This window comes from Succinimonas amylolytica DSM 2873, assembly GCF_000378405.1.
Classification (GTDB): Bacteria; Pseudomonadota; Gammaproteobacteria; order Enterobacterales; family Succinivibrionaceae; genus Succinimonas; species Succinimonas amylolytica.
In genome coordinates, this window is record NZ_KB899636.1 from 1059223 (window position 1) to 1071648 (window position 12426).

Here is a 12426-nt window from a genome sequence, read left to right on the forward strand (position 1 = left end):
AGTCTCAAAAAAAGTTCCGTTTTTTGATAAAAAATTTGCCGTAACAGGGGGTAAAAGTGGCAAAAGTTAACGTTTTCAAATAGTGAAATATTTTGTAAACACTGTGTGAAAATACTTTCTATAGAATTTTCTCATGGCAATTTAAATGTTACTAGATGGTTATCCTTTAAAATGCAAATTTACGTGATTATTGCTAATAAATGCCAAAATGTGATCTGAATCAATATACGTTTTCAAAAAGTAAAAGTATAATGTTGTCAAATCTTACGGAGAGGGTGGTCCTCAGAAGCAAGATTTGAAATTTGGTTTAAATATAATGTTTAACCCTAAAGGGAAAAGGAATTATTATGAAGGCAAAATGGCTTCCTTTAGCAGCTGGCATTGCTCTTGCTGCTGGTTCTGTTGCTGCTTCTGCAGTTGATTTTCACGGTTATTTCCGTTCCGGTATTCAGGTTAGTGGTCGCGGCGGTGATGTATTCTGCGGCGGTGACGGCACTGCAGGTCACAAGGTAGGTCGTCTTGGCGACGAGTGCGATACCTATGCCGAAATTGCTCTTGGTCAGGAACTCTACAATAAGGCTAACAGACAGTTTAACATTTACACCCGTATGGCTTACGGTACTCCACAGTCTGATGACGGTCATGATACTCAGTGGAACGACTGGCAGGCTGCCGGTAGCTCAGGAAATGGGAATGCAGGTCCTTGGGATGGTGGCCGTATCGCCATCCGTGAGTTCTGGGGCAACTACGTAACCGACGATTATACCCTTTGGGCAGGCAAAAGATTCTATCAGCGCAAGGATATTCACATTTGGGATATCTATACTCTGTCAACTGCTGGCTATGGTGTTGGTATTGAGAATATCAATGTTGGTGTAGGCAACATGAACTTTGCTGTCATGAAAAATTCTACAGCGGATAGTGCTTCTGATATTTATGGTGATACCACCTACAGGAATAGTTACAACTTCGATCTCCGTTGGAATGGCATTGGTCTCGGTTCTTTTGGTTCTCTTGACGCAGCTGTTATTTACGGAATTCCCATGGTATCTAAGTACCAGGAAAAGCATGCAACTGGTACCTTCAATGAGGACTCAGGTGTTCTTCTGACCTTGGATCACGCTCTTTCAGTTGATTCACTGATGAATCACTTCATTGTTCAGTGGGGTACTAATGGTTTCTCAGACGTTGGAGCTTTTGGTTCCAATGGTACCAATCTTTACACTTCTGGCAAGCATATCTATGGTGTAAGACTGGTGGACTGGGGTACCTATGACATTGCCGATTTCACCATTGGCTACGGACTGTTCTGGGGTTACATCAACCATGGTAAACATTCAGACGGCTCCTGGAGCAGACCTAACGATGGCTGGGAGTACAGCATCACTGTGAGACCTTCTTACAAGTGGACAGAATACACCCGCACCACTCTTGAGGCCGGATATTCACAGAAGAAGACTGATCACGGTCGTTGGGGCTGGTTCCAGAAGAATCCTAACCATGATCCTGATATCTACAAGGTTACTCTCGCTCAGGAAGTTACTCCGGGTAAGGGATTCTGGCAGCGTCCGGCTATCCGCTTCTATGCTTCCTACCAGGGTGGCGATCAGTTCGAGAGCAAGGTTGGTCTTAAGAAACTTGGAAATCATAACTTCCAGTGGAGTTTAGGCTCTCAGATTGAAGCTTGGTGGTAATAAGAGGTTTCAGTTTTTTCGTCCTGACGCGAGCCAGAGGATCCTATAATCAGTATCCTCTTGGCGAGGGGATAGAAAAACTCTCTAGGTATTAGCTCTTTCACGGATTTTTGAGAAATGAAGTGAAAGGGCTTTTTTGATCACTGTTATATTTCCACTTTCCTTTTAAAGCCTCATAACTCTGCTACATAAAAAGTCACTTCTAAGTGTTGCCTTGCTTATTCACATCCAATTTTCTCATTCAAAGCAATCATTAAATATCTAACTGTGCACCGCCGTATTCTTCATGGTCTGGCCTGCAGTGTTAGATTTGCAAACCGTGGTTTATTAACTGCTAAACTTTCCTATACCGATATCGGAATAATATTTTGAGAAAACTTCAGAAAATCCCGGATTAGGAATGAATGCGACATTACTCTTCCGTAGTTCAGCAGTCATGTCGGTAAGTTGGAACCAGGCATCTGCAAAGACCGTACTACAATCACGAAATCCGCCCTTAATTGTCTGAGAAGCACATAAAAAAACCGCGACATTTAGCCACGGCTTCAATTTTTCAGAAAACTTCAAAACGGGAAGCTGATAACAATTCCCTTCCGCTCATTATCTGGAGCTACTTCTTCATGGACTGCACGGCATCAATGAATGTCTGCTGCGCCGAAGCAGAACCGGCTCTCTGAGCTTCTCCTACCAAGGACATGGCTCTTGAAAGATCTCCGTTTCTTACGCTGTCCCTGATAAGCTTGTTGTAAAGATCTTCAGTTTCCTTAAGCATGGATCCTGCGGGGGCACTGCTGTTCAGTGAAGTATTCTGCAGACTGGGAGCATTATTGCTGGAGGAATTTACAATTTCATTACCCTTGCCATCCAGTGAAACCACTGCTGTGGAACCGATGGACTGGGAAGACGTGGAAATAGCCTTGCCGTTGGCAAGAATGACGTTCTCTTCACGATTGCTCTTGCCCTCTCCGCCGAACAAAGGCTGATCGAAGTAACTAATGATATCGTTGGTAACATCATCCTCCTTCTGGCGGAAGCGGAAAGAAATTTCAACCTCACCGATAGCGGAATGCTTTACCTGAACATTGGGGAGTGCAGTTTTCTGAAGCTGCAACGCTTCCTGACGGCGAATTTCCGGATTAATAATGGAGGTGGTATCAGCCTTGGCTTCATCGGTGGTGTAAATCACCATATAGGCAAATTCATGTCCCGGGGCAGCGCCGGCATTGTTAATGGCCAGCTTGGCTGAAAGATAACCGTCTCCGATGTAGCTTGCCCTATAACGGAAAGCCGAAGGCTTCAGGGTACTGACCAGCTTGCGATCCTTGTTGTAAAAATCCACCCGGGGCTGAAAAACAGTATTGATAATCGTAGCGCTCATTTCAACCTGAAGGTACGCAATATTCAAAGGTAACTGGAATACCTTGAAGAAACTTTTTCCGGTAGGGAAATTAAAGGCTCTGGCATTATTGGCATCGATAAAATACTTTTCTTCCAGTGCTGAAGTTACACTGATCATTTCCTTATCAAGAATATTGCCATCGGCACAGCAGGCTTCCGCTTCCTGGATCTGCTTTTCTCCTTCGGCCGCAGAAAGGAAGGAAGGACTGGGTTTGGTAAATACATCAGTAACAGTAGAACATGCCGTCAAAGTTAAAAATGAAGTTAAAAGAAGTAACTTTCGCATAAAGCCTCCGTGCTAATGACTCCTATTTTATCCTATAGGACACCTAATTTACGAAAAAGTTTGACGAAAGATCATTTTCAGGAAGATTTCGACGTGCTGCAGATGTGTTGGACCGGATTCAGATACCGAAGATTCCACCACATGAGCCGAATTATTTCTCAAGAAACACAAAAACCGGAAACGAAAAAGGGCAGCTTAATTATGCTGCCCTCTTATTATCAAAATTTAACCAGGAAGTTAAACTTCTCTATTACCACCAAGCTTCAACCTGAGAACCGATGGTGTACTGGAAGTTATGACGATCCTTGTTGTGGTTCTTGTAGCCAGGATTCCAGCTATCACCGAACTGATCACCGCCGATGTAGGAAACATAGAAGCGGATAGCAGGACGAGACCAGAAGCCCTTACCCGGGGTAAACTGCTGAGCCAGGGTAACCTTATGAACCTCAGGATCCTTGCCGGCATGGATAGTAGGATCAACAACCCAGCCAGTGGTCTTCATCTGAGAATAGCCAACTTCGAGAGTGGTACGGGTGAATTCAGTCCACTTGTACTCAGGACGGAGAACAATGCTGTACTCCCAGCCAGAACGGGTATAAGTCCAAGCAGCAGATCTGTTCTGGTGCTTATTCTGGCTGTTCAGGTGGCCCCACAGGAGGGAGTAGCCTAAACCGAAGTTACCCATATCGAGAGTACCCCAGTCGATGAGACGAATACCCTGTACACCGAAATCAGGAGTGTAGTTATCACCAGCGTGGTTCTTGAAAGCACCTACGTAGCCAAAGCCGTTGGTACCAAACTGGAAGATGAACTTATTCATCAGGCTCAGGGAATCGGTGTTTACACTGGAAGAATGGTCGAGGGTGAGGAGAACACCAGAATCAGCCTGGTTTCCACGACGGTCGCCGTCATAAATATCTCTCTGATGGTCAGAGATGTAAGGGAGAGCATAAATTACAGATGCATCAAGGGTGCCGAAGCCAACAGGAATACCATTCCAACGGGCATCAAGCTTGTATACATTTCTCCAAACATCATCATCACCGGCACCGTTGTCATTGGCCCACTTAATAACAGCAAGAGACACATTGCCCAGACCAACGTCAATATTTTCAATACCGGTACCATAGCCGGAGTTGTTCAGGTAGTAGAAATCCAGAATGTGGATATCCTTACGCTGATAGAATCTCTTACCAGCCCAAATGGTGTAGCCTTCAGCAGGAGTGTAGCCAGACCAGAGTTCACGAATAGACTCTCTCTGACCGCCCCAAGGACCATTGCCGCCAATTCCCTGCCAGCCATTGCCCTGCTTGTCAACAGTACCTTCAGTGGTGCCGTAAGCAACGAGAGTATGAACATCAAACTTGGTATTAGCCTTGTTGTAAACGTCCTGAGAAAGAGCGATTTCAGCATAGGTATCGCATTCATCACCAAGACGGCCTACCTTGTGGCCATCAGCGCCGGTGCCAAGGCAGTAAGCATTGCCACCGGAGAAAGCGAGGTTGGTACCAGCACGGAAGTAACCGTGAAAATCAACTGCAGAAGCAGCAACAGAACCAGCAGCAAGAGCAACACCAGCTGCTAAAGGAAGCCATTTTGCCTTCATAATAATTCCTTTTCCCTTTTAGGGTTAAACATTATATTTACCCAGGATTTTGTATATTTAAGACTGACGCTTCCGTTCATGGTTTTAACGCCTATGGAGCAAGTATTTCAGGTCTTCGGTTTTGTTTTTATTGTCCGGTGCATAGTCTCAATACTGAAAACGGATGTTGCTAAATTGTTTGAAAAAACTATTTTTGATGGTGAAATAAACTCCCAGCAGATCTGCTTCCAGTGAGTTCTGGCAGCCTTGTCCGTAATCTCCTTTTTGAAACTGGTGTGTTACTAATTTGTGACCTGGAACGCCGTCCGAAGGCTGATATTGGGGAGTATCTGTGACAAAGATAATGATAGCGGCGGTGCTAAATGGCGATTGTTGGTACATAGGAAATGGAAATTCAGAAACCGGAAATCAGGACACAGAAGGATGTGAAGAACCTTGTGCATTATGATCTTGGAGGCAGAACCTCGGCAATGCTGAAGGTTTACGGAGTCAGGCGCCTTTTTGTCAGAATTCAGAAAAGCACGTCCCGGCTGTCGGTCGCATATGTCTACCGGTATTCGGAACGATGTTTTGAAGCGTCCGGTGATGGTTGTTCTGACGATTCGGTAAAATCGAAATCCCGGTATAAAAGCATGGGGACAGTTTCTGAGATCTCCCTGAGGGAGGTCAGAAAGCAGGCAGGAATGCTGAACCGGAAGATTCTGCTGGAGGGGATCCGGGAAATAGCAGAACGCCGCGACAAAATCCTCCGGAATCAGGGCTTCCGTAAAATAACACTGAAGGATCTCCTGAACCTGTACATCCAGAATCATAATCTTAAGGATAGTTCCGTGAAATCCTACCGGTCGGTGATTTCCGGATACTGTGCCGGTTTTGCGAATACTCCGGTTTCGGAGATTAACCCTGATGAGCTGGATTTTTCTCTCCATAAGAATACCTGCCGGTACTACATTTGCATTCTGAACAGCATTGTTTCATGGGGAGTTAAAAGAAAGCTCATTCCCGATAATCCCTTTCGGGGACTGTACGAGACCTGCGAGGGGGTTCCGGTGAAGCATCGCAGCGCCTTGTCCTGTAATACTTTCGACAATCTGGACATTGCAGCTAAAAGCGTACAAGGGTTTCTCGCGACTTTGGAAAAGGAATGCCGGGAACCGGTCTTTCTGACCTGGCTATGTCACATGATACTGGCCACCCGCATCTCCGAAACCTACCGGGTGATTATGAATGCCTCAGGGATGGAGAATATTCCGGGTTCCGACAGTTTTGTGGTATCCATCGAGGTGAAGTCCACCAGGAAAGGGGACAGTTCAGGCTTCCGGGTTCCGGTCACTCCTGTTATGAAAACTCTGCTACTCAGGCTTAAGGACTATTACCGGGAAATGCCTCCCGATTCCTTTCCGAAATTTCTCAGAAAAAGCATTCCGGAGAGTTATCGGGAACGCATGAGTCTTCACGGCACCCGTTCTGTGTTCCGGACGGTAATTGAGCTTATTAATCCGGAAGGAATATGTTTTACGGCCCGGGAGCTGTATTTGTCCCATGACATCCGAAGTGCCGTGGAGAATTCCTACAACCGGCAGGACTATCTTAACGATCGGGTCAGACTGCAGCAGCTTTACGGAGACTGGATTCTGGGACTTGTTTCAAAAAAAGTCCGGGAGCATATTGCCCGCAGGCTTTCCGAGAATCTCCAGGCCGGCAGGGCGGAATCCGGAGTGTCGGAACTGGTATGAAATATGCTCCGGAATATCAGTTCTGGCAAATGTGAACAGCAGTTTTTTTTTTGGGTAATCCTCAGTTTTCAGGAAATTACCGTTTTTGGTTTTTACGGTGAAACACGATCCCTTTCATGAATTTGAAGCACTGCGGGAGGGACACGGACAGCAATAAACAGCAATGATCATATAATGCCTTAGGTAAGAAAATAGGAAGCTTCTGCTATATGGCTCTGGATCTCTGGAACAGAATTAAAACCCTGCCTGCAAAATCAGTCGGCACTCCGGTACTGGTGCTGATGTGCCTCGGCATGGTTATGCTTCCCATGCCGGCATTTTTGCTGGACATGCTATTTACCTTTAACATTACCATCTCCATGCTGATTCTTTTCGTAACCATTTATACGAAAAAGCCCACGGAATTTGCCTCCTTCCCGTCAGTGCTGCTTATTGCCACGCTGCTTCGTCTTTCTCTCAACGTGGCCTCCACCCGGGTCATTCTGGTTTATGGACACGGGGGAGGGGCCTCTGCCGGAAAGGTTATCGAATCCTTCGGGAATGTGGTAATGGGCGGCAATTTTGTTGTTGGTCTTATCGTGTTTGCCATCCTGGTGATTATTAACTTTGTGGTAATCACCAAGGGCGCAGGACGTATTTCCGAGGTTACCGCGCGCTTTACTCTGGATGCCATGCCCGGGAAGCAGATGTCCATTGATGCTGATCTTAATGCCGGACTTATTACTCAGGAGCAGGCCAAGGTTCGGCGCGCCGAGGTAACTCAGGAGGCCAATTTCTACGGAGCCATGGACGGTGCCAGCAAATTCGTGAAGGGGGATGCCATCGCCGGCATTCTGATCCTGTTTATCAACGTTATCGGCGGCATGATTATCGGAATTGCCCAGCATAATCTGAAATTTGCCGATGCCACTGACATCTACACCAAGCTGACGGTGGGGGATGGCCTCGTTGCCCAGATTCCGTCGCTGCTGCTTTCCGTGGCCACCGCCATAATCATTACCAGACAGAATACCGATCAGGATATGGGCAAGGCGGTTATTTCCGAAATATTCCGGGATTCCCGTTCTCCCACTGTGGCCGCGGCAATTCTCGGGGTCATTGCTATTGTACCGGGCATGCCGCACCTGCCGTTTTTGTTTCTGGCGGCATTGTGCGGGGCACTGGCCTGGTATATGAGAAGGCGGGATCTCAAGAAAAAGGAGGAGGCCAAGAATGCTCCTGTCAGTTCTGCCGGCGCACCATCTCCGGACAAGAAGGAGCTCAGCTGGGACGATGTAGCTCCTGTGGATGTTATCGGACTTGAGGTGGGCTACCGGCTGATCCCTATGGTGGACAAGAAGCAGGGCGGTGAGCTTTTGAGCCGTGTCAAAGGGGTCAGAAAGAAGCTGTCTCAGGAGCTGGGCTTTCTGGTTCCGGCGGTGCATATCAGGGATAATCTGGATCTCTCCCCCAATGCCTACCGCATCACTATGATGGGAGTCAGTCTTGGCGAGGCGGAGGTTTATCCGGATCGGGAGCTGGCTATTAATCCCGGGCAGGTGTTCGGGAATCTTAAGGGAACCCCCACAAAGGATCCCTCTTTCGGTCTTGATGCTGTTTGGATCAGCAAGTCGGAGAATGATCAGGCTCTTGGCTATGGTTATACTGTAGTGGATTCCGCCACGGTGGTGGCTACCCATATGAGCCAGATTCTGGCTCAGAACGCTGCTTCTCTGCTAGGACAGGAGGAGGTGCAGAATCTCCTGGACATTGTTTCCAAGACCCAGCCCAAGCTGGTAGAAAATCTGGTGCCGGGAATTATCAATCTGGGGAACCTCTGTCATGTGCTGCAGAATCTTCTTAACGACGGAGTTCCGATCCGGGATATGCGCACCATCCTGCAGACTCTGACGGACTATGCTCCCAAGAGTCAGGATCCCGAGGTACTTACCGCTGCCTGCCGCATCGGTCTCAGAAGGCTTATTGTGCAGGATATTGTGGGGTCTGCCGCAGTTATTCCGGTTATTACACTGTCCCGGGATCTGGAAAACATTCTGCACAAGTCCCTGCAGTCAGGCGGGGCCGACGGAGCCGGTATCGAGCCGGGACTGGCGGAAAGAATGCAGAAGTCGCTGGCGGATGCGGCCAACCGGCAGGAGATGGAAGGAGAACCCGCAATTCTGCTGACTTCGGGACTTTTACGAAATACCTTGGCACGTTTTGTGAAGAATTCCATACCGGGGCTCAGAGTTTTATCCTATCAGGAAATACCTGACGACAAGCAGATCAAGATTGTCAGTGCCGTAGGACAGTAACAGGGGTAGTAAATGAATCTGAAACGGTTTTTTGCAAAGGATATGCGTTCGGCGCTCCAGGAAATAAAGGAGGAGCTAGGGTCCGAAGCCATTATCATGTCCAGCAAAAATGTCAGCGGCGGAGTGGAGATTGTGGCCGGAGTGGGAGATTCTGCCAAGACCGCGGCCCCGGAAAGCGATCCTGGCACTGCAGGCTACGAGAGGGATATTCCCGATGACAGTGTCAATATATCGTCAGGATCTCTGCCGGAAAAACGTCGCCCTGCCGGAAAAAACGTCAATAAAATGGCTGATTTAAGTCAGCGTCAGGAGAAATTTGCCGATTCTCTGGCGGCTCTGCTTTCCAGACAGGAACAGCAGAATACGGCAGGAGCTCAGAGAGTGCGTGCCGAGAATGTCAAGGCTCCGCCCAGCATCGGTTCCGGAAATGCCTTCAAGGGCTATCAGCCGGCACGGGGAACCGGAGACCGTAAGGATGGCCGGGAACCGGAGAATCGGGTTCTTCAGGATTCCGCTAAACTGACAGAGCTGTCCCGGGAGGTGGAAGCCATAAGACATCTCCTGCAATATCAGCTGGCAGGCCTCATGCATGACGAACGGAGCCGTGAGGAGCCGGTCAGGGCGATGATAGCCAGACTGCTGGTTTCCGGAGGTTTTTCAGAAAAAACGGCCGACCGTGTCACAAACCGGATAGCCGGAGATGCTCAGTTGTCTCAGGCGTGGCGGGATCTGGCACGGATTTTGGAAAACAACGTCAGAGTCGGTCAGGACGTGATACTTAAAAACGGCGGAGCCGTGGCTCTTATCGGTCCCACGGGAGTCGGCAAAACTACCACCATTGCCAAGCTGGCAGCCAGATTTGCCCTGGAGTATGGTCCGGATCAGGTGGCTCTTATCAGCACTGACAACTACCGTATCGGAGCTTCCGAACAGCTGTTGACATACGGCAGAATCATGGGCTGTGCCGTTAAGGTGGTGGAGGATGTGACCACCCTTTCCGAAGCGCTGTATCAGCTCAGAAACCGCAGTCTTGTGCTTATTGACACTGCTGGACTGGGGCAGCGGGATACCAGACTCGAGGAGGAGCTTATGGAGCTGGATCGTAATGCCAGGATCAAGCTCCAGCATTATTTAGTGCTTCCGGGTACCGCGCAGCGGAAGGTGCTTGAGGATGCTGTCAGGCGTTTCGGGAAAGCCGGCGTTGATGGTCTCATAATCACCAAGCTGGACGAGAGTGTCAGTATTGGCGATGCCCTGAGCATCTCTATCGAACAGGATATTCCGATAGCGTATACCACTTCTGGACAGCGGGTTCCGGAGGATCTGGAAATTGGAGATGCCCGCAGGCTGGTTTCCATGCTTCTTTCCCAGATTGAGGATTTGGAACCGGAACTGGAGCTTGGTTCCGAGGATGCCGGGAAGGCGTCATGGGCCAGGGATCTGGACAGGGGAGAGTAGAGAGATTATGGATCAGGCAGAAGGATTAAGAAAAATGGCAGGCGGAAATCTTTCCGGACAGGGTGTGAAGGTAATTACCGTAACAGGCGGCAAGGGGGGCGTTGGCAAGTCCAGTGTGTCCCTGAATATGGCGATTGCCATGTGTGCCCAGGGAAAAAGGGTGATGCTCCTGGATGCGGATCTGGGACTGGCCAACATTGATGTCATGCTGGGTATCAAGGTTAATAAAAACCTGTTCCATGTGCTCTCCGGCGAATGCTCTTTGGATGAGGTGATGGTAGAAGGACCTCATGGACTTAAGATAGTTCCGGCATCATCGGGAAAGCAGGCTATGGTGGAGCTGTCTCCGGCTCAGCATGCCGGGCTTATCCGGGCCTTCAGTGAATTAAAGACTCCGGTGGACGTGCTTATTGTGGACACCGCTGCCGGAATATCGGATATGGTGCTGGCCTTTGCCAGGGCTGCCCAGGATGTGCTGGTGGTGGTTTGTGACGAGCCGACTTCCGTGACTGATGCCTATGCTCTGATGAAGATTCTGAACACTGAATACGGAGTTTCACGCTTTAAGATTGTTGCCAATATGGTTAACAGTCTCAGACAGGGAAAGGACCTTTTTGCCAAATTGACAAAGGTCACGGATCGCTTTTTGGATGTGGCCCTTGAACTTGTTTCATGTGTACCCATGGATAATAATATCAGAATGGCACTGAGAAAAAGGCAGGTTATCGTGGATGCCTTTCCCAAGTCTCCCGCAGCCATGGCCTTCAAAGCTCTGGCTCTCAGAGCTGCTACCTGGCCTATCCCGTACCGTCCGGAGGGACATCTGGAGTTTTTTGTGGAAAATCTGGTTAAACGGTCGGTGGCCAATGACGGAGGCGGGGAAGATAATCAGCTTAGCGGCACGTAAGGAAGCTCAAATTGAATCCGACCAGGGCTTATTTAAGTCAGAAGAACAATCGGGACGGCATGGTGATGCAGTATGCACCGCTGGTCAAGCGTATTGCTCTCTATCTCAAAGCCCGGCTTCCGCCGGTAGTTCAGGTTGACGACCTGATCCAGGCCGGAATGATAGGTCTTATGGAGGCTGTCAGAAATTACGAGGGGTTGCAGGGGGCCTCGTTTGAAACCTATGCCTCCATCAGAATTCGCGGGGCCATGCTGGACGAAATCCGCAACGACGACTGGGCGCCCCGGTCAGTTCATAAAAATGCCCGTTCCATTGCGGCGGTTATCAACAAGCTTTCTCATGAGCTGGGCCGTCAGCCCCGGGACAGCGAGGTTGCCGCAAGAATGCAGATATCCATTGACGAGTACCACCGCATGGTGTCAGAGGAGGCGGTGAGTCACTTTATCGGTATTGACGATCTGGGAGTCAGCGAGGATGTGATTTCGGTGGAGACGGATCCCGGAAGCTCCATGGCGACACCGCTCAGCCAGATTTCACGGGAACAGTTCAGTTCCCATCTTTCTGAAGCTCTGAAACAGCTTCCGGAACGGGAGCAGCAGGTTCTTTCGCTTTACTACAATGATGGTCTCAATCTTAAGGAGATCGGAGCTGTTATCGGCGTCGGGGAATCCCGGGTCAGCCAGATTATGGCTCAGGCTACGGTGAGAATTCGGGCTGTTCTCAGAGATTGGATTGACGATTACTGATTATTATTTTCCGATTTTCCCTGTTTTCTTATGCAGTTCCCCCTGTCATTCCTCTCCTGAGTGCCATATTGGCGACCAGGTTTTCTGAGCTTTGTCACTCCTTCTTGCGTTTTCTGATTTCCCGGTATTTGTTCCGTTTCGGTTTTTCTTTAAAAAAATCCGGTGAGTTCACAGCATATTTTTTCGGATTATCTTTCAATATAGATTATGGGGACAGGTATGCATGCGACTGTTCGGCAGTGGGATGCTTATTTACACGGGATTTTCATCATGCAGCTGTTTTACTCCGCATAATTTAGTA

The 12426-nt window shown here is 48.7% G+C and carries 8 protein-coding genes; 6 read left to right on the forward strand and 2 right to left on the reverse strand.

Annotation, left to right across the window (positions count from 1 at the left end; genetic code table 11):
* Nucleotides 1-347 precede the first annotated feature (347 nt).
* Nucleotides 348-1694 (forward strand): carbohydrate porin, encoded by a 1347-nt coding sequence (locus F557_RS0104720; protein ID WP_019001092.1) that lies wholly within the window; start codon nucleotides 348-350, stop codon nucleotides 1692-1694.
* Nucleotides 1695-2304: 610 nt separating this feature from the next.
* Here the strand turns inward: F557_RS0104720 and F557_RS0104725 are convergent.
* Nucleotides 2305-3378: a MalM family protein gene (locus F557_RS0104725; RefSeq protein ID WP_019001093.1), complete on the reverse strand. Its 1074-nt coding sequence runs from the start codon at nucleotides 3376-3378 to the stop codon at nucleotides 2305-2307.
* Nucleotides 3379-3628: 250 nt separating this feature from the next.
* Complete coding sequence (locus F557_RS0104730; RefSeq protein ID WP_019001094.1) at nucleotides 3629-4984, reverse strand: carbohydrate porin; 1356 nt, start codon at nucleotides 4982-4984, stop codon at nucleotides 3629-3631.
* Between the two features lie 386 nt (nucleotides 4985-5370).
* Here F557_RS0104730 and F557_RS0104740 point away from each other — a divergent pair, with 386 nt between their 5' ends.
* From F557_RS0104740 to F557_RS0104765, 5 genes are all read left to right on the forward strand, one after another.
* On the forward strand, nucleotides 5371-6720 hold the full coding sequence (locus tag F557_RS0104740) for a tyrosine-type recombinase/integrase (protein WP_019001096.1): 1350 nt from the start codon (nucleotides 5371-5373) through the stop codon (nucleotides 6718-6720).
* Between the two features lie 209 nt (nucleotides 6721-6929).
* Complete coding sequence (gene flhA / locus F557_RS0104750) at nucleotides 6930-9014, forward strand: flagellar biosynthesis protein FlhA (RefSeq protein ID WP_019001098.1); 2085 nt, start codon at nucleotides 6930-6932, stop codon at nucleotides 9012-9014.
* A 12-nt stretch (nucleotides 9015-9026) separates the two neighbouring features.
* Nucleotides 9027-10472: a flagellar biosynthesis GTPase FlhF gene (gene flhF, locus F557_RS0104755; RefSeq protein WP_019001099.1), complete on the forward strand. Its 1446-nt coding sequence runs from the start codon at nucleotides 9027-9029 to the stop codon at nucleotides 10470-10472.
* A gap of 7 nt (nucleotides 10473-10479) precedes the next feature.
* On the forward strand, nucleotides 10480-11379 hold the full coding sequence (locus F557_RS0104760) for a MinD/ParA family ATP-binding protein (protein WP_019001100.1): 900 nt from the start codon (nucleotides 10480-10482) through the stop codon (nucleotides 11377-11379).
* A gap of 11 nt (nucleotides 11380-11390) precedes the next feature.
* Nucleotides 11391-12125: an RNA polymerase sigma factor FliA gene (locus tag F557_RS0104765; RefSeq protein WP_019001101.1), complete on the forward strand. Its 735-nt coding sequence runs from the start codon at nucleotides 11391-11393 to the stop codon at nucleotides 12123-12125.
* Nucleotides 12126-12426 lie beyond the last annotated feature (301 nt).

What these genes read in the sequence shown, in the direction of transcription:
- flhF (WP_019001099.1), top strand. Translation starts at nt 9,027, where the DNA reads ATGAATCTGAAACGGTTTTTTGCAAAGGATATGCGTTCGGCGCTCCAG.
- F557_RS0104740 (WP_019001096.1), top strand. Translation starts at nt 5,371, where the DNA reads ATGGAAATTCAGAAACCGGAAATCAGGACACAGAAGGATGTGAAGAAC.
- F557_RS0104725 (WP_019001093.1), bottom strand. Translation starts at nt 3,378, where the DNA reads ATGCGAAAGTTACTTCTTTTAACTTCATTTTTAACTTTGACGGCATGT.
- F557_RS0104730 (WP_019001094.1), bottom strand. Translation starts at nt 4,984, where the DNA reads ATGAAGGCAAAATGGCTTCCTTTAGCAGCTGGTGTTGCTCTTGCTGCT.
- F557_RS0104760 (WP_019001100.1), top strand. Translation starts at nt 10,480, where the DNA reads ATGGATCAGGCAGAAGGATTAAGAAAAATGGCAGGCGGAAATCTTTCC.
- F557_RS0104720 (WP_019001092.1), top strand. Translation starts at nt 348, where the DNA reads ATGAAGGCAAAATGGCTTCCTTTAGCAGCTGGCATTGCTCTTGCTGCT.
- flhA (WP_019001098.1), top strand. Translation starts at nt 6,930, where the DNA reads ATGGCTCTGGATCTCTGGAACAGAATTAAAACCCTGCCTGCAAAATCA.